Here is a 17,695-nt window from a genome sequence, read left to right on the forward strand (position 1 = left end):
GGGCTCGCGTCTCAGAACTGCACATCGAGTGCCTTGCCGATCACCGACTCCAAGCCCCTGGAGACGATCCCGCTCGAAACCACCTTGTAGAGAGCCGCGGCGAAGGCGCAGGCCGCGAGCGTCCCCACCGCGTATTCCGATGTCGCCATTCCCGTATCCGTACGCATCCGACGCAACCGCGTCCGCGCCGTCCGCGCCACGCGCCTCAGTCCCGCTCGTACCCGCATGTCGACCTCCGTCAATTGAGTGATCCGAAATCGCCGGCCGAAAAGCTCAGCCGTGCAGCAACCCGCTCGCCAGGCCGATGAGCACCGGTGCGACCCCCACCGCCAGAAAGGCGGGCAGGAAGCACAGTCCGACCGGACCTGTGATCAACACCTGGACCCGCTGAGCCCTGGCCGTGGCAGCCCGGGCACGCTCCGCTCTGAAGCCCTCGGCCAGCCGGGAGACCGGTTCGGCCGCCGGCGCTCCCGTGGACCCGGCCCGCTCCAGACAGCGGGCCAGCCCCGAGGCACCCGGTATGCCGCCGAACCGGCCCCACGCCCCGGCCGGTTCGCCTCCCAGCCGCAGTTCCGCCGCGGTCCTGGCCAGTTGATCCCCCACCGGCCCGCCCAGCGACTGTCCGACCGCCTCCGCCGCTTGCCCCGGCCCCGCCCCCGCAGTGATGCAGGCAGCCAGCAGGTCTGCCGCCAGAGGCAGTTGACGTGCCACCTCCTCCCGCAGCCGGCGGTCGTCGGGCATCCTCGTACGCAGCCGGCGCCGCACCGCGTACGCAGCCGCGATCCCCACGGCCGGACCCACCGCTCCGCCGATGAGCGCGCAGCTGGCGATCACCACGCAGAGCGGCGGACCCCAGCGCCGGAGCCACGCCGGTATGGCGGGCCGCGCTCGTCGCCGCTCGTGAGCTGCGGCCACCCCGAGCAGGGCGGCGATCCGGCCGCGCGCCTTCCGGTCGCGCCGCCTGCCCGCCGCCGCGAAGGCCAGGGACCCGGCGGCGGCGAGCGCCGAGACCGCCACCCACAGGCTGTGGATGTCCTTCCCGGTCATGGTGCCTCCCCGGACCGCACGATCCGCTCCGCCCACCACAGCCCCGTGCCCTCCAGCAGAAGACCCACGGCCAGGCAGACCAGCCCCGCCGGCGTGTGCAGCAGAACGCGCAACGGCTCGGCGCCCATCGCCCAGCCCATCAGCAGACCGAGCAGCGGCAGCAGCGCGAGCACCACGACCGTCGACCAGGCACCCGCCAACTGCGCGCGCAGCCCTTCCCGCCGGTCTCGCTCTGCCCGCAGCGCCCGGTCCAGCCGGTCGAGCCCGGCGGCGAGACCCGCCCCTCCGTCCACCGCCACCCGCCAGCAGGCAGCGACCCCGACGAGGCCCTCGGCTCCCGGCTCCCGGGCCGCCCGTCGCAGCGCGTCCGGTACGTCACCGCCGAAGCGCGCGGCGGCCAGTACAGCGCTCTCCGAGCCGCCGAGCCCACCACCGGCACGCACAGCGGCCAACAGCGCCTGAAGAGGCTGGCTGCCTGCTCTCAGCTCGCCCACGGCAGCGCCACAGAGCGCGACGACTTCCTCAGCCCGCTCCTCCCGCGCCCGCCTCCGCTCCCGGGCTCGCAGCCACCGACCCGCCAGCGGCACCGCCACCACAGCACCGGCGAGCGGCAGCACCGACTGGCCCAGCACGGCGAGCACGAGCGCCGCCGGCACGCACAGCCATTCCCGGCGCGGCGCCCGCGCCCAGACCGGCAGCCTCGCCCGCCACCGCTCCCATGGCGTCGTGTCCGCCCCGGGCCCTTCGGCGCCAGAGCCCGTGAACAACTGTCTGGCCCGCCGCACTCCCCGGTCGCGGTCGGTCATCAGCCACGCGGCGGCACCCGCGCACAGCGCCGCCGCATAGGCGGAGGCAGGCACGGACACGGTCATGGCCTGCGCCGTCACAGCGCACCCCCGATGAGCGTCAGCAGCCGCGGCCAGCCCCGGTCGTACGCGAAGCCCTCCGTGCCCCAGCGCAGCGCGGGCACCGGCACCACCAGCCCCGCCGCGTCCCGCTCCAGCACATGCATCTCGGCGATCCGCCGCTGCCCTCCCCGGTCCCTCACGAGATGGATCACCACCGACAGCGCGGCCGCCAACTGGCTGTGCAGCGCCGCACGGTCGAGACCCGCCGCTGTCCCGAGGGCCTCCAGCCGTGCGGGCACATCCGCCGCCGTATTGGCGTGGACCGTGCCGCACCCGCCTTCATGGCCGGTATTCAAAGCCGCCAGGAGGTCAGTCACCTCGGCGCCTCTCACCTCTCCCACGACCAGCCGGTCGGGACGCATGCGCAGCGCCTGTCTGACCAGGTCCTCCAGCGTGACCAGGCCCGCACCCTCCTGGTTGGCCGGACGGGACTCCAGCCGCACCACATGCGGATGGTCCGGCCTCAACTCCGCGGAGTCCTCGGCCAGCACGATCCGTTCGCGCTCGCCCACCAGTCCGAGCAGAGTGGACAGCAGCGTGGTCTTTCCCGAGCCGGTACCCCCGCTGATCAGGAACGACAGCCTGGCCTCGATCAGCGCCCGCAACAGTCGTTCGCCGCCCGGCGGTACGGTGCCGGCCGCCGTCAACTCAGCCAGGGAGAACGCCTTCGGCCGCACCACCCGCAGCGACAGATACGCCGAGCCGACCGCGACCGGCGGCAGGACCGCGTGCATGCGCGTCCCGTCGGGCAGCCTCGCGTCCACGTACGGCCTGGCGTCGTCCAGCCTGCGACCGGCCACCGCGGCCAGCCGTTGGGCCAGCCTCCGCACGGAAGCGGCGTCGGGGAACGAGACAGGCGTCAGCTCAAGCCCGCCGCCCCGGTCCACCCACACCCGGTCGGGCGCGGACACCAGGACGTCCGTCACGGAAGCGTCGGCGAGCAGCGGCTCCAGTGGCCCCGACCCCACCAGCTCGCATCGCAACTCCTCTGCCGCGCCCAGCACTTCCGCGTCTCCGAGCAGCTGTCCCTGGGCCCTGAGGGCCGCCGCGACCCGTGCCGGAGTCGGCTCGGCCCCGCTCTCCGCGAGCCGCTGCCTCACCGCGTCGAGCAGCCCGGCACTCATGCCCTCACGCTCCCGTCCCCGGCGACGAATGCCCGCTCCCAGAAGGCCGTACAGAACGCGGCCAGTGGTCCGCGCGCCCGTGATCCCGGAGGTGAGCCGCCGTCCTGCGCGTCACCGAGGCCGGGCTCCGTGGGCAGTTCGCCCGCCAGCGGGAGCCGGAGCGCGTCAGCGATCCACTGTTCGTCGAGCCCGGCCGCGTACGGTCCGCGCACCACCGCGCGCAGGTCTTTGAGCACCATGCCGACCCGGGAGGCCACTCGCCCCGCCGCGGCGACGGCCCGCAGCTCTCCGGGCACCACGATCAGCCCGAGATCCAGCTGTGCCAAGGCCTCCGCCACAGCCTCGTCCACCCGGCGCGGGAGGTCCACGACCACGACACCGCCACGCCTGCGGGCAGCCGCGAGTACGGACCGCATGGCCTCGGGCTGGATCACCACGGCATCGCTGCGGTCCCAGCTCAGTACGCGCAACTCATGGAGCTTGGGGAGGGATTCCTCCAGCGCGGCGCTCGCCACCCGTCCTTTGGAAGCCGCGAAATCCGGCCAGCGCCTTCCTTCCACCTGCTCGCCGCCGAGCAGCACATCGAGCCCGCCGCCGAGGGGATCGCCGTCGACCAGCATGCTGCGGCGACCGGCCCGCGCGGCCGTAACAGCCAGGGCACAGGCCAGGGTAGACGCGCCGGCGCCACCCCTCCCGCCGATCACGCCGACCGTGAGCGCGGCCCGTCCCACCCCCTCGGCCGCATCCGCGATCCGGTCGACGAGCCAACTCTCCGCGTCCGGCAGCCGCAGCACGCAGTCGGCACCGATCTCCACCGCCCGCCGCCACACGTCCGGGTCGTCCTGATCACGCCCGACGAGCATCACGCCCCGCCTACGCACGGCGCCGCGGCAGCGCGCGGCGGCGTCGTCGCCCACCAGGACCAGGGGCGCGTCCTCCCAACTCCCCTTCCGCTCGGGCACCATGTGGTGCACTTCCGGCTCCGCCCCCGCCGCGGCGCACAGCCGCAGCAGATCATCGAGCAGTTCCACATCCTCGGTGACGATCAGCGGTCCCGCCCGGCGCCCTTCGGCGACCTGCGATCGATCGGATGTCATGGATCCCGCCACGATCTCCGCCCCCTATCTCTGCTCGATCCCGGTCTGCGCGTGCTTGAGTAAGCGATCTCGCGCTCTTCCGGTAACTGTCATTCCGGCTAACCGCGAACTTTGCGGCCGGAATCACCGTGCAGCACTTACGGAAAATCGTGTGGATCTTGCTTGAAAACTGTGGACAACTCAGCGCTTGTGAATAACTCGGTAGCTCAAACCGGTGACTTCCGGAGAGCGCAGGATTCACTACACACCGTGATGCGCATGACTGGGGAGACGGCGGTGCGCACAGGCCCGCCGAAGAGACTCAAAGGAGAGAAGATGCCCGGATTCGAGAGCCGAAAAGGTGCCCGGACATGCGACGACCCCCGCCGGGGGGGAGAGCGGGGGTCGTCTTCACGGCCGACTCGGGGGGGGAGGAGCCGGACCGCGTGGTGCACGGTCGCGAACGATCCGTGACTTCCATGGTGTACCCGACGGCCTTCTCAGGCAAACCCACGCGCCTTACTTTACGCCGAATGGTGGGCGCATATGCTCGGGTTCGTGGAAAACCACTCCTTGCCGCGCACAGCAGCCTTCTTTGACCTGGACAAGACGGTCATTGCGAAGTCATCGACGCTCACCTTCAGCAGGTCCTTCTACCAAGGCGGTCTGATCAACCGCCGCGCTGTGCTGCGCACCGCATACGCGCAGTTCGTCTTCCTCGCGGGAGGCGCCGATCACGACCAGATGGAACGCATGCGGGAGTATCTCTCCGCGCTCTCCAAGGGCTGGAACGTCCAGCAGGTCAAGGACATCGTCGCCGAGACCCTGCACGATCTGATCGACCCGATCATTTACGACGAGGCCGCCTCTCTCATCGAGGAGCACCACACGGCGGGACGTGACGTCGTGATCGTCTCCACCTCGGGCGCGGAAGTCGTCGAGCCGATCGGGGAACTGCTGGGGGCCGACCGGGTCGTGGCCACCCGGCTCGCCGTCGGCGCCGACGGCTGTTTCACGGGTGAGGTGGAGTACTACGCCTACGGCCCGACCAAAGCGGAAGCGGTCAGGACTCTCGCCGGGTCCGAGGGATACGACCTGCCGCGCTGTTACGCGTACAGCGATTCCATCACCGACGTGCCGATGCTCGAGTCGGTCGGCCACCCCTACGCGGTCAATCCGGACCGGGCACTGCGGCGAGAGGCAACGGCGCGCGGCTGGCCGGTTCTCGTCTTCGACCGGCCTGTCCGGCTCAAGAAACGGCTGCCCGGCTTCACCATGCCCGCCCGGCCCGCACTGGTCACGGCGGCTGCGGTGGGCGCCGCGGCGGCCACCGCCGGCCTTGTCTGGTATGCGAGCAGGCGCCGTCAGTCCACACTCTCCTGACTCACACCCCTATGCCCACGTTTGCCCCCAAAAGTAAAGAAGTGCGGCCAGGGGTTTCCCCTCCGCGCCGACAGGAGTACAAAGGATTCAACGGCCCGCGAGACCAAGGGCATCCGAGAGGATCACCTTTTCACGCAAGAGGCCCCACGGACCGAGCATGAAAGCTGAGCACCCACGCGACGTCGACCCGTCGATTACGGGCCAGCCGCACCAGGAGACGGGCCAAGATCCCGACCTGATGGGCACAGCTACGAGGACGCCTGGTAACTCGGTGGACATGTCGGCGGCGGCGCCAACTACGGCGCCGCCGTCCCTTGCTCAGCCGCGTTCCTCGTTCATGCGTTCCCCGTTCAGGCGTCCTCCTCGTTCGGCCGCCTTTCTCGCTCAGGCGGCTCCGCGCTGGAGCGCCTCACAGACGGCCGTCGACTCCCTGACACCCAGCTCGACAGCGCGCCCACAGTGCGCGATCCACATGGCCATCCCCTCCGGAGTCGCCGACAGATAGCTCTCGAACGCCGCCGCGTACGCCGCCCGCCCCAGTTCGGCATGGCCGACCTCGGCGGGACAGATGGCCTTCGGGTCGAGGCCGCTGCCGACCAGCGCGATCCGCTCGGCCGCCCGCGCCACCAGCCCGTTGTAAGAACCGAACGGGCGCAGCGCCAGCAGTTCTCCGTGCACCACAGCCGCGGTCACCAGCGCCGGAGCCGCCGTACCGCCGATCACCAGACGCGACAGCCCTTCCAGCCGTCCCGCCACCTCGTCCGCACCGGGCAGCCGGGCCTCGGTCAGCGGTCCGCGGAGGTCGGCCCCCGGCGTCTCGACGACCGGTTCGCCGGCCAGCCGAGGCCGCCCCACCGCCTCGTCGGAGGCGTCCACCCTCCCCGCGGCCACCAGATGGAGCCTGGCCAGCACCCGTACCGGCGACTGCCGCCAGATGGAGAGAAGTTGACCGGCTTCCGCGGTCAGCCGCAGCGCCGCTCCGACCGTGCGGGCCTGCGCCTCCGCGCCGAAGTCGCTTCGCCTGCGCACCTCTTCGAGCGCCCAGTCGGCGCCCGACAGGGCTGCGGATCCACGCGCGGCGCGCAGCGCGGCCTCCGAGGTGACCTCGTTACTGCGGCGCCGCATGACGCGGTGCCCGTAGACACGGTCGACGGCCCGGCGTACGGAGTCCACCGCCTCCGGGACCCCCGGCAAAGAGGCGAGCGCAGCCAGCGGATCCTCCGGCCGTGGGGCGGAGGCGGCATCAGGAGCAGTCGTACTCATAGGCAGCGAGGCTACGCGCCCCGCACCACGCGCCACGATGGAGTGGTCTTCTTCACGCAACGAAACCACAGCGCGCGACAATTCCACTACCCTGCGTGAACATGAAGATCGCTTTCGTGGGCAAGGGCGGCAGCGGCAAAACAACGCTGTCCTCGCTCTTCATCCGCCATCTGACCGCCAACGAGGCCCCCGTGGTCGCGGTGGACGCCGATATCAATCAGCACCTGGGGGCCGCGCTCGGACTCGGCGACGCCGAGATCGCCACGCTGCCCGCCATGGGCGCCCACCTCCCTCTGATCAAGGACTATCTGCGCGGTACCAACCCGCGGATCACGTCCGCCGAGACGATGATCAAGACGACACCGCCGGGCGAGGGCTCCCGGCTGCTCCGAGTCAGTGAGGACAACCCGGTCTACGAAGCCTGTGCCCGCCCCGTGATGCTGGACGACGGCGAGATCCGGCTGATGGCCACGGGGTCGTTCACCGAGTCCGATCTCGGGGTGGCCTGCTACCACTCCAAGGTCGGCGCGGTCGAACTCTGCCTCAACCACCTGGTCGACGGCCCCGAGGAGTTCGTCGTGGTCGACATGACGGCCGGCTCCGACTCGTTCGCCTCCGGGATGTTCACGCGCTTCGACATGACGTTCCTGGTGGCGGAGCCCACCCGCAAGGGCGTATCCGTCTATCGCCAGTACAAGGAGTACGCCCGGGACTTCGGCGTCGCGCTGAAGGTCGTGGGCAACAAGGTGCAGAGCCGGGACGACGTGGACTTCCTCCGCGAGGAGGTGGGCGAGGACCTGCTCGTGACCGTGGGCCACTCGGACTGGGTGCGCGCGATGGAGAAGGGCCGCCCCGCCCGCTTCGAGCTGCTGGAGGCAGAGAACCGCTGCGCGCTGCAGACTCTTCAGGACGCTGCGGAGGACTCGTACGAGAACCGCGACTGGGAGCGGTACACACGCCAGATGGTCCACTTCCACCTCAGGAACGCGGAGAGCTGGGGCAACGCGAAGACGGGGGCCGACCTGGCGGCTCAGATCGACCCCGGCTTCGTCCTCAACGAATCACTCGCCGTGCCTCAGCCGTACTGAGCACGCGGCGGTGAACCGGACGCGATTCAGCGCCGCTCGGGGGTCGCGCCTGCCTGAGCCGGGGCGGCTGCGGGCGGAAACGCCCCCCAGCCGCCCTTCGGCGCTTCTCCGACCTCGAGTCCGCGCAACTGCTCGAGGACATCCGGGTCCTGCGCGTCCAGCCAGTCGGCGAGCTGCCGGAAGGACACGCACCGCACGTCCTGCTGCACGCACACCGTCTTGATCGTGTCCTCGACGGCGCGCATGTACGTGCCGCCGTTCCAGGACTCGAAGTGGTTGCCGATGATGAGTGGAGCGCGATTGCCCCGGTAGGCGCGGTCGAACGCCTCGACCAGTCCGTCGCGCATCTGCTTGCCCCAGTACTCGTGCTGGGACGGATCGCCGTCGACCGTCTTCGACTGGTTGTACATGAAGTTGTAGTCCATCGAGAGCGTCTCGAAGGCGCGGCCCGGCACCGGGACCGCCTGCAGCGGCATGTTCCACAGCCCGTCGATCTTGCCCGGCCAGACCTGGGTGCCGGTACCGCTGGAGTCGTAGCGGAAGCCCATCTCGCTTCCCGCCCGCATCAGGTTCGCCTGACCCTCCAGACAGGGCGCGCGGCCGCCGACGAGTTCCTTGTCGTAGTCGAAGGGCAGCGGCGCCTCGCCTCTCAGACCCGAGTTGCCCTTCCAGGTCTTCACAAAGGACTTGGCCTGGTCGATCTCGCTCTTCCACTCGTCGACGGACCAGGTGCCCACGCCACCGTTCGCGCCGCAGAAGTGGCCGTTGAAGTGGGTACCGATCTCGTTGCCGTCCTCCCAGGCCCCTCGCAACTCCCGCAGGGTGTCCTTGATTCCCTTGGTGTCGTTGAAGCCGATGTCGGACGAACCGATCGCGTGGTGAGGCGGGTCGTACTCCTTCGCCTTGTCCTTGGGCAGCAGATAGACGCCGCTCAGGAAGTACGTCATTTTCGCGTTGTACTTCTTGCCCACCTCGCGGAAGTGCGAGAAGAGCTGCTGGCTGTCCTCCCCCGCGCCGTCCCAGGAGAACACCACGAACTGCGGCGGCGCTTGGCCGGGCTTCAGCTTCTCCGGCTTCCGCTGACCGGGCTGGACGCCGGTGTACGCGGTCGAACCGTCGCCGATGAGCTGCACGGCGGCCTTCGGGGCCGCGGGAGCCTTCTTGGCGCCCGGAGCACCCTTCTCCATCTCCTGCTTGTCCGCGGACGCGCCGGAGCATCCGGCAACTCCCACCGCCAGCGCCACGACGGCGGCGCTGAAGGCGGTCCTTTTTGCGGCGGTCATCATCTGCCCACCTCTTCCCTCAAGTCCTTCGCCGGCACGACGCCGAGCACCGCCAACATCGCAGTTCGTATGAAAATAGGAAGAAACGACAAGCCAGACAAAATTACTATTCACCAGTGCGAGTGAATGATTGCGCCATTTGCCCCGAAATTCATGCCAGAGTCTTTACTCTGGATTACGATCCATTTACCAAGAGTTGATCCACGCGTCCTGCAACCGCGTGCCGCGCCTCACCGGCTCCGACCCCTCATTCCGCGCTATTCACCGACCGCGCCGCCAGGAGGAGACGAGACTTATGTCCGCCTGCGTACCCACTCGCACCGATCTCGCCGCTCACACCGACCGCGCCGAGCCCGTCGAACAGACCGACACCACACCCGCCGTACGCCACTCACGCGTACCGCGCTTCGGGCGCCCGCACGGCCCGCCGAGGGGCGGACGGAAATTCCGGATCACGGGCGCCGATCTGTCCGCCTCCGTCACCGTCTTCCTCATCGCCGTCCCCATGTCTCTCGGTCTCGCCGTGGCCATGGACGCCCCGCTGGGAGCCGGCCTGATCGCCGCCGCCGTCGGCGGCATCGTCGCCGGCCTGATCGGCGGCTCCCCCCTCCAGGTGAGCGGCCCGTCCGCCGGACTGACCGTCGTCACCGCCGAGTTGATCCAGCAGTACGGCTGGCGCACCACCTGCGCCATCACGGTCGGCGCCGGCCTCGTTCAGATCGCCCTGGGCTCGCTCAGGACCGCCCGCTCCGCGCTCGCGGTCAGCCCCGCCATCGTGCACGGCACGCTGGCCGGCATCGGCGTCGCCATCGCTCTCGCCCAGCTGCACATCGTTCTCGGCGGCTCCCCGCAGAGCTCCGCGGTCGACAACGCCCTCGCGCTGCCCGACCAGTTGGGCCGGGTCGGCCCGGCGGCGCCTCTCATCGGCGCGCTCACGATCGCGGTGCTCATCCTGTGGCCGCGGCTGCCCGGGCGTACCGGACGAGCGCTCCGCAAGATCCCCGCGGCGCTCGCGTGCGTGCTGGCCGCCACCGCTGTGGCCGCCGTGGCCGCGCCGGGCATCGCCCGCGTGGACCTGCCGTCGTGGAGTTCGCACGCGCTGCCGGAGCCACCGCACGGCCCCGTCCTGTCGCTGGTCACCGCGGTGCTCACGGTGACGCTCGTGGCGAGCCTGGAGTCACTGCTCTCCGCCGTCGCCGTGGACAAGCTCGCCGCCCACCGGCCCGGCGCCCCCGGCCGGTCCCGGTCCGACCTCGACCGCGAGCTGCGCGGGCAAGGCGTCTCCAACGCGCTGTCCGGGCTGCTCGGAGGCCTGCCCGTGTCCGGTGGCGCGGTGCGCACGTCGGCGAACGTACGGGCCGGGGCGACCGGCCGGGCCTCCACCGTGCTGCACGGAGTGTGGGTGCTGCTCGCCGCGGCGCTGCTCGTCTCCGCGCTGGAGTGGATCCCCCTCGCCGCGCTCGCCGCCCTGGTGATGGTGGTCGGCGTCCAGATGGTGTCCTTCGCCCATATCCGCAACGTCCACAAGCACCGCGAGTTCCTGGTGTACGTGGCGACCGTGGCCGGGGTGATCCTCTTCGGCGTGCTGCACGGCGTGATCCTCGGCATCGCGGCGGCGGTGGCGGTCGCGATGCACCGGCTGGCCAGGACCCGGATCACCGTGGAAAAGCTGGATGGGGTCCACCGCGTGCACGCCAGGGGCCAGTTGACGTTCCTGGCGGTGCCGCGGCTGATCCGCGTGCTGCACCAAGTGCCCCATGACACCCACTGCGTGGTCGAGCTGGACGGGTCCTTCATGGACCACGCGGCGTACGAGGCCCTGCACGACTGGCAGCGGGCACACACCGCGCACGGCGGCACGGCGGTCTTCACCGGCCGGTCGGGCGGGCGGATCGCCGAGCCCGCCACCGGGGCGCATGCCTGCTGCCGGCCCTGGACACCCTGGCGCAATCACCACTGCGGCGAGCGCCCCGGCGCGGAAGAGACGGGCGCCGTCCGGATCCTCGCCGGCGACGCCGAACTGCGATGCGACGAAACGGATCCCGCCATCAGGCGGGCCGATACGACACCGCCGGGTACCGCTCACGCCGGTACCGCTCGCCCCGGCACCACTCACCCTGAGGGCGCGAGCCCGGACTTCGGCCAGGTAGAGGGCCGGACGACGGTCCGCAAGGGCAGCGGTCGCCAACTGGCCAGCGGGATCAGCTCCTTCCAGCGCAATACTGCGCCGCATGTGCGGGACGAGCTGGCGCGGCTGGCGCGCGAAGGACAGCGCCCCTCGCAGCTCTTCCTCACCTGCGCCGACTCCCGCCTGGTCACCAGCATGATCACGTCAAGCGGTCCGGGCGATCTCTTCACCGTGCGGAATGTCGGCAATCTGGTACCCCTGCCAGGGACGGACGGTGCCGACGACTCGGTGGCAGCGGCGATCGAGTACGCCGTCGAGGTTCTGCGGGTGGATTCCATCACCGTATGCGGGCACTCCGGGTGCGGTGCCATGCAGGCTCTGCTCAACGCGCCCGCGGACACCGGAACGCCCCGGACGCCGCTGCGTCGCTGGCTGCGGCACGGTCAGCCGAGCCTGGAGCGTATGCGGAGCCCCCGGCATTCCTGGGCCAGGATCGCCGGCCGGCTGCCCGCCGACGCGATCGAGCAGCTCTGTCTCACCAATGTCGTCCAGCAGTTGGAGCACCTGCGCGCCCATGAGGCCGTGGCGCGCCGTATCGCCGAAGGCAGTCTGGAGCTGCACGGGATGTACTTCCACGTCGGCGAGGCACAGGCGTATCTCCTGGCGGACGCCACGCATGCCGGTACGGGTTCCGGCGGCGGGGAGGAGGTGTTCGACCGCGTCGCCCCGACCGCCTCCCCGGTCACCTGGGGCCGTTCCTGAAAGCGGGTCTGAACCGCGCCCGTACCGCGCCCGTGAGTGTGAGTGAGCGCTGATCCTCGGCGGGGGAAAAGCGGGCCGTTCTCCGTTCCCCGCCCTCGCGTGATAGGGCGGGGACATCACCACAGGCGTACGCACCACAGAGACGCATAGGTCTAAACCAATTTCCGGACGCCCCTTGTCACCCGGGCATCTGGCTGATGAGCTAGGCCGGGGACACATAAGACGCCCTGGGAAAGGGAGATGCCGTGAGCAATGAAAGCCTGGCCAATCTGCTCAAAGAGGACCGGCGGTTCCCACCGCCGGCCGAGCTGGCCGCGCACGCCAATGTGACGGCGGAGGCGTACGAGCAGGCCGCGGCGGACAGGCTTGGCTTCTGGGCCGAGCAGGCGAGGCGGCTCACCTGGGTCACCGAGCCGACCGAAACACTGGACTGGTCGAATCCGCCGTTCGCCAAGTGGTTCGCCGACGGCGAGTTGAACATCGCGTACAACTGCGTGGACCGCCATGTGGAGGCCGGCCACGGCGACCGGGTCGCGATCCACTTCGAGGGAGAGCCCGGCGACAGCCGTACCCTCACGTACGCCCAGCTCAAGGACGAGGTGTCACGGGCGGCCAACGCGCTGACCGAGCTCGGCGTCCGCAAGGGCGACCGCGTCGCCGTCTATCTGCCGATGATTCCCGAGGCCGCGATCTCCATGCTGGCCTGCGCCCGGATCGGGGCCGCACACTCCGTGGTCTTCGGCGGCTTCTCGGCCGACGCCGTCGCCTCCCGTATCCAGGACGCGGACGCCAAGCTCGTCATCACCGCGGACGGCGGCTACCGCCGCGGCAAGCCGAACGCGCTCAAGCCCGCGATCGACGACGCCGTGGCGAAGTGCCCGCAGGTCGAGCACGTACTGGTGGTCCGGCGCACCGGCCAGGACACCGCCTTCGACGACACCCGTGACGTGTGGTGGCACGACATCGTCGGCCGCCAGTCCGCCGAGCACACCCCGGAGGCGTTCGGGGCCGAGCAGCCGCTCTTCATCCTGTACACGTCCGGCACGACGGGGAAGCCCAAAGGCATCCTGCACACCTCCGGCGGCTATCTCACCCAGGTGGCCTACACCCACCACGCGGTCTTCGACCTCAAGCCCGAGACCGACGTGTACTGGTGCACCGCGGACGTCGGCTGGGTGACGGGCCACTCGTACATCGTGTACGGGCCGCTGGCCAACGGCGCGACGCAGGTGATGTACGAGGGCACACCCGACACCCCGCACCAGGGCCGCTTCTGGGAGATCGTCCAGAAGTACGGCGTCACGATCCTCTACGCGGCGCCGACCGCGATCCGTACGTTCATGAAGTGGGGCGACGACATCCCCGCGCGGTTCGACCTGTCGTCCCTGCGCGTGCTCGGCTCCGTCGGTGAGCCGATCAACCCCGAGGCGTGGATCTGGTACCGCGAGCACATCGGCGCCGGCAAGGCGCCGATCGTCGACACCTGGTGGCAGACCGAGACCGGCGCGATGATGATCTCCCCGCTGCCGGGTGTCACGGCCACGAAGCCTGGCTCTGCCCAGCGCGCGCTGCCGGGCATCTCCGCCACGGTCGTGGACGACGAGGCGCACGAGGTGCCGAACGGAGGCGGCGGCTATCTCGTGCTGACCGAGCCGTGGCCGTCCATGCTCCGGACGATCTGGGGCGACGACCAGCGGTTCATCGACACCTACTGGTCGCGCTTCGAGGGCAAGTACTTCGCGGGCGACGGTGCCAAGAAGGACGACGACGGCGACATCTGGCTGCTCGGCCGGGTGGACGACGTCATGCTGGTCTCCGGGCACAACATCTCCACCACGGAGGTGGAGTCCGCGCTCGTCTCGCACCCGAAGGTCGCCGAGGCGGCTGTGGTCGGCGCCGCGGACGAGACGACCGGCCAGTCCATCGTCGCGTTCGTCATTCTGCGCGGCACGGCGTCCGTGGACGACGGGCTCGTCGCGGAGCTGCGCAACCATGTGGGAGCGACACTGGGCCCGATCGCCAAGCCCAAGCGTGTTCTGCCGGTCCAGGAGCTGCCCAAGACCCGGTCCGGAAAGATCATGCGCAGGCTGCTGCGGGACATCGCGGAGAACCGCGAGCTGGGCGACGTCACGACGCTCACCGACTCCTCCGTGATGACGCTGATCCAGAGTCAGCTGCCCGGTGCCGCCGGCGCGGGCAGCGAGGACTGAGCATCCGCGGCACCGCTGTCCGCCGTACTCGTCCGGCCCGTCAGCACCTGTCACACCCGTAACACCTGGTAGAGGGCGTCCGGCACAGCGGGCCGGATGCCCTCGCCGTCTCACGGCCGCTCCCGCGGGTACGTGCCTCACCGCCGGTGTGCGGACTCGCGGGGCAACGCGCGGGGAAGGCGCCAGTCCGGCATGATCTGACAACGGATCCATCGAACGGGTCCTTGGACAAGAAGTAATTCCTTGGGCAAGAAGCAATGAAGAGGGAGTCACCGATGAGCGACCCCGGCAAGCAAGTTGCCGATGATGTGCGGACCGGCACTGTCGTCGAAGCCGTCAGTGCCGACCGCAGCATCGGTCAGCTGGTCGCCAGCGCGACCGCGGAGATGTCCGGTCTTGTGCACGACGAGATCGCGCTCGCCAAGGCTGAGGTACGACAGGACGTGAAGCGCGGCGTGATGGGCGGCGCCGCCATCGGGATCGCGGGGGTGTTCGCCCTCTTCTCGCTGCCGGTGCTGAGCTTCGCGGCCGCGTACGGGATCCACAATCTGGGCCTGGGCCTCGCCTGGTCGTTCCTGATCGTGGGCGGAGCGTATCTGGTCCTCGCCGGGCTGCTCGCGCTGATCGCCATGTCGAAGTTCAAGAAGGTCAAGCCACCGGAGAAGTCCATCGCGTCGGCCAAGGAGACGGCGTCCGTGCTGCAGAACGTGAAACCTCACCCCAGGGACGTCGCCCCGAGCCTTCCCCGAGAGGTCGGGGGGAGCACCAAGTCTGTGGCACGCTCGTCTGCATGACCGCCCCTGATAACGGCCCCGGTGACGCCGGATCCATTCCTGGCGCGACCGCCGGTGCTTCCGTCGGCGCGACTCCCGGCGCGACGGTTGCCTCAGCCGTACGCCTTGACGGTCCGTGGACCCATCGCGACGTGGCGGCCAACGGAGCGCGCTTCCACATCGCCGAGATGGGCGACGGGCCGCTGGTGCTGCTGCTGCACGGCTTCCCGCAGTTCTGGTGGACCTGGCGCCACCAGCTGACGGCGCTCGCGGACGCCGGTTACCGGGCCGTGGCGATGGACCTCCGAGGCGTCGGCGGCAGCGACCGTACGCCCAGGGGGTACGACCCGGCCAACCTCGCCCTCGACATCACGGGAGTGGTGCGCTCGCTCGGCGAGCCCGACGCGGCCCTCGTCGGCCACGACCTCGGCGGGTACCTCGCCTGGACCGCGGCGGTGATGCGCCCCAAGCTGGTGCGCAGGCTCGCGGTGTCGTCGATGCCGCACCCGCGCCGCTGGCGCTCCTCGATGCTCTCCGACTTCTCGCAGACCAGGGCGGGCTCGTACATCTGGGGCTTCCAGCGGCCGTGGGTTCCGGAGCGCCGGCTCGTCGCGGACAACGCCGCACTGGTGGGGCAGCTGATAAACGAGTGGTCAGGCCCGACACTGCCCGACGACAAGGCGATCGAGACCTACCGGCGCGCGATGACCATTCCGTCGACGGCGCACTGCTCGATCGAGCCGTACCGCTGGATGGTGCGGTCGCTGGCACGCCCCGACGGTATCCAGTTCAACCGGCGGATGAAACGTCCGGTGCAGGTGCCGACCCTTCAGCTGCACGGATCGCTCGATCCGGCCATGCGGACGCGCAGCACGGCCGGTTCCGCGAGGTACGTGGAGGCGCCGTACCGGTGGCGGCTCTTCGACGGTCTCGGTCATTTCCCGCACGAGGAGGACCCCGCGGCGTTCTCCACAGAGCTGATCAACTGGCTCAAGGACCCGGAACCGGACCGCTGACCCGTCCGGCCCGAGGGCCACGGCGCCCTCACTGCGAACGTCTGTCCTACGAACATTCAATTGCCGCGCGCATAGGCCAATTGACCGGCTCTGGCGCGATTACCGACCATGAGCCACGGGCACACGTCGGTACATGGGCTGGACGCACGACTACGGTGACGCAGCACGCAACCGCCGCTCGGCCACGGTGCCGATCACGCACGAGAGGAGTGGCCCCGAAGATCATCAGGGCCACGACCCCCGGCTTGGCATTCCCCTCATTCTCCGCCGCAGGGCGCGCTGGGTCTCGGCCCGGCTGCGCCACCAGCGCGGCTGAGGGCCTGCCCGGTCATGACCTGCGCCATGACGCGGACATCAGCCGCGAGACCTGCCCCTACAGCGCGCACCCCTGGCTGTCGACCTGCTGATTGGCCGTGCGGCCGAGCTTGATGTCGTCGCGGATCTCATCGGCCGTCAGGGCGTAACCGGTGTCAGGGTCGTCGAGGGACCTGGCGAAGATGACGCCGTACACCTTGCCCTCGGGCGTGAGGAGCGGGCCTCCCGAGTTGCCCTGGCGGACGGTCGCGAAGAGCGAGTAGACGTCACGGGTGACCTCGCCCCGGTGGTAGATGTCGGGTCCGTTGGCGTTGATACGGCCCCGGACGCGCGCGGAGCGCACGTCGTACGCGCCGTTCTCCGGGAAGCCGGCGACGATCGCGCTGTCCCCGCTGCTCGCGTCGTTGTCGGCGAACTTCAGCGGGGTCGCGGACAGACCGGGCACGTCCAGTACGGCGATGTCGCGCCGCCAGTCGTAGAGGACGACCTTCGCGTCGTACAGCTTTCCCTGGCCGCCGATCTGGACCGTGGGCTCGTCCACGCCGCCGACCACATGGGCGTTGGTCATGACGCGGCGCTCGGCGAAGACGAAGCCGGAGCCTTCGAGGATCTTGCCGCAGCCGGTGGCCGTACCGACGACCTTGACGATGGATTTGCGCGCGCGTGCGGCGACCGAGCTGCCCGCGAGCGCCGGGTCGGGCGGATCCACGGCCGTGATGGGCTCGTTCGCGAACGGGCTGAAGACCTGCGGGAAGCCGTTCTGGGCGAGCACACCGGAGAAGTCCGTGAACCACGTCGACGCCTGAGTCGGTATCACCCGGGAGATCCCGAGGAGGACCTTCGAGCCGCGGACCTCCTTGCCGAGGGTCGGCAGCGAGGTCCCGGCGAGCGCGGAACCGATCAGCCAGGCGACCAGCAGCATCGCCACGACGTTGACGAGCGCGCCGCCGGTCGCGTCCACGGCCCTGGCGGGCGACCAGGTGATGAAACGGCGCAGCTTGTTTCCGAGGTGCGTCGTGAACGCCTGTCCCACGGAGGCGCAGACGATCACGATGACGACGGCCACGACGGCTGCCGTGGCGGAGACGTTCGCGTCCTGGGTGAGCTGGTTCCAGACCACCGGGAGCAGGTACACGGCCACGAGACCGCCGCCGAGGAAGCCGATCACCGACAGGATGCCGACGACGAATCCCTGGCGGTACCCGACGACCGCGAACCACACGGCGGCGAGCAGCAGCAAGATGTCCAGCACGTTCACCGTCAATTGCCTCGCAGATTCGTCTCCGGTCGTCCCGCGCTGCCGGGGACGTGAGTCAGCG

The 17,695-nt window shown here is 70.0% G+C and carries 15 protein-coding genes; 7 read left to right on the forward strand and 8 right to left on the reverse strand.

What is annotated here, in order from left to right:
- Positions 1-11: 11 nt before the first annotated feature.
- From ACIP6N_RS21615 to ssd, 5 genes are all read right to left on the reverse strand, one after another.
- The gene (locus ACIP6N_RS21615; RefSeq protein ID WP_401817658.1) at positions 12-167 is read right to left on the reverse strand and encodes a DUF4244 domain-containing protein; all 156 of its coding nucleotides are present in this window, start codon (positions 165-167) and stop codon (positions 12-14) included.
- 106 nt (positions 168-273) lie between these two features.
- A complete protein-coding gene (locus ACIP6N_RS21620) occupies positions 274-1,047 on the reverse strand; it encodes a type II secretion system F family protein (RefSeq protein WP_401817659.1) in 774 nt (257 codons plus the stop codon).
- The gene (locus tag ACIP6N_RS21625) at positions 1,044-1,919 is read right to left on the reverse strand and encodes a type II secretion system F family protein (protein WP_401817661.1); all 876 of its coding nucleotides are present in this window, start codon (positions 1,917-1,919) and stop codon (positions 1,044-1,046) included. The genes ACIP6N_RS21620 and ACIP6N_RS21625 overlap by 4 nt, the downstream gene beginning before the upstream one ends.
- Before the next feature lie 11 nt (positions 1,920-1,930).
- Positions 1,931-3,079, reverse strand: coding sequence for a TadA family conjugal transfer-associated ATPase (locus ACIP6N_RS21630; protein ID WP_401817662.1), 1,149 nt, complete (start codon positions 3,077-3,079; stop codon positions 1,931-1,933).
- Complete coding sequence (gene ssd / locus ACIP6N_RS21635) at positions 3,076-4,176, reverse strand: septum site-determining protein Ssd (RefSeq protein ID WP_401817663.1); 1,101 nt, start codon at positions 4,174-4,176, stop codon at positions 3,076-3,078. The genes ACIP6N_RS21630 and ssd overlap by 4 nt, the downstream gene beginning before the upstream one ends.
- Positions 4,177-4,701: 525 nt before the next feature.
- On the opposite strand from ssd, the gene ACIP6N_RS21640 reads away from it, so the two are divergent.
- Positions 4,702-5,538 (forward strand): HAD family hydrolase, encoded by an 837-nt coding sequence (locus ACIP6N_RS21640; RefSeq protein WP_401817665.1) that lies wholly within the window; start codon positions 4,702-4,704, stop codon positions 5,536-5,538.
- Between the two features lie 384 nt (positions 5,539-5,922).
- On the opposite strand, the gene ACIP6N_RS21645 is transcribed toward ACIP6N_RS21640, so the two are convergent.
- Positions 5,923-6,801, reverse strand: coding sequence for an oxidoreductase (locus ACIP6N_RS21645; RefSeq protein WP_401817667.1), 879 nt, complete (start codon positions 6,799-6,801; stop codon positions 5,923-5,925).
- 101 nt (positions 6,802-6,902) lie between these two features.
- Here ACIP6N_RS21645 and ACIP6N_RS21650 point away from each other — a divergent pair, with 101 nt between their 5' ends.
- The gene (locus ACIP6N_RS21650) at positions 6,903-7,889 is read left to right on the forward strand and encodes an ATP-binding protein (RefSeq protein WP_401817670.1); all 987 of its coding nucleotides are present in this window, start codon (positions 6,903-6,905) and stop codon (positions 7,887-7,889) included.
- Between the two features lie 26 nt (positions 7,890-7,915).
- Here the strand turns inward: ACIP6N_RS21650 and ACIP6N_RS21655 are convergent, their stop codons facing one another.
- Positions 7,916-9,175 (reverse strand): hypothetical protein, encoded by a 1,260-nt coding sequence (locus ACIP6N_RS21655; protein ID WP_401817672.1) that lies wholly within the window; start codon positions 9,173-9,175, stop codon positions 7,916-7,918.
- A 292-nt stretch (positions 9,176-9,467) separates the two neighbouring features.
- Here ACIP6N_RS21655 and ACIP6N_RS21660 point away from each other — a divergent pair, with 292 nt between their 5' ends.
- From ACIP6N_RS21660 to ACIP6N_RS21680, 5 genes are all read left to right on the forward strand, one after another.
- On the forward strand, positions 9,468-12,062 hold the full coding sequence (locus ACIP6N_RS21660; RefSeq protein ID WP_401817674.1) for a bifunctional SulP family inorganic anion transporter/carbonic anhydrase: 2,595 nt from the start codon (positions 9,468-9,470) through the stop codon (positions 12,060-12,062).
- 245 nt (positions 12,063-12,307) lie between these two features.
- Positions 12,308-14,272: an acetate--CoA ligase gene (gene acs / locus ACIP6N_RS21665; protein ID WP_401817675.1), complete on the forward strand. Its 1,965-nt coding sequence runs from the start codon at positions 12,308-12,310 to the stop codon at positions 14,270-14,272.
- 275 nt (positions 14,273-14,547) lie between these two features.
- The gene (locus ACIP6N_RS21670) at positions 14,548-15,066 is read left to right on the forward strand and encodes a phage holin family protein (RefSeq protein ID WP_401817677.1); all 519 of its coding nucleotides are present in this window, start codon (positions 14,548-14,550) and stop codon (positions 15,064-15,066) included.
- A complete protein-coding gene (locus ACIP6N_RS21675) occupies positions 15,063-16,061 on the forward strand; it encodes an alpha/beta fold hydrolase (protein WP_401817679.1) in 999 nt (332 codons plus the stop codon). The genes ACIP6N_RS21670 and ACIP6N_RS21675 overlap by 4 nt, the downstream gene beginning before the upstream one ends.
- 133 nt (positions 16,062-16,194) lie before the next feature.
- Positions 16,195-16,377 carry a hypothetical protein gene (locus ACIP6N_RS21680; RefSeq protein ID WP_401817681.1) on the forward strand — a complete coding sequence of 61 codons (183 nt, stop codon included), beginning with the start codon at positions 16,195-16,197 and terminating at the stop codon, positions 16,375-16,377.
- A 57-nt stretch (positions 16,378-16,434) separates the two neighbouring features.
- Here ACIP6N_RS21680 and ACIP6N_RS21685 read toward each other — a convergent pair whose 3' ends face one another.
- On the reverse strand, positions 16,435-17,634 hold the full coding sequence (locus ACIP6N_RS21685) for a MarP family serine protease (RefSeq protein ID WP_401817683.1): 1,200 nt from the start codon (positions 17,632-17,634) through the stop codon (positions 16,435-16,437).
- Between the last annotated feature and the right edge of the window lie 61 nt (positions 17,635-17,695).

Source organism: Streptomyces sp. NPDC088725 (assembly GCF_044751305.1).
In the GTDB taxonomy this organism is placed as follows: Bacteria; Actinomycetota; Actinomycetes; order Streptomycetales; family Streptomycetaceae; genus Streptomyces.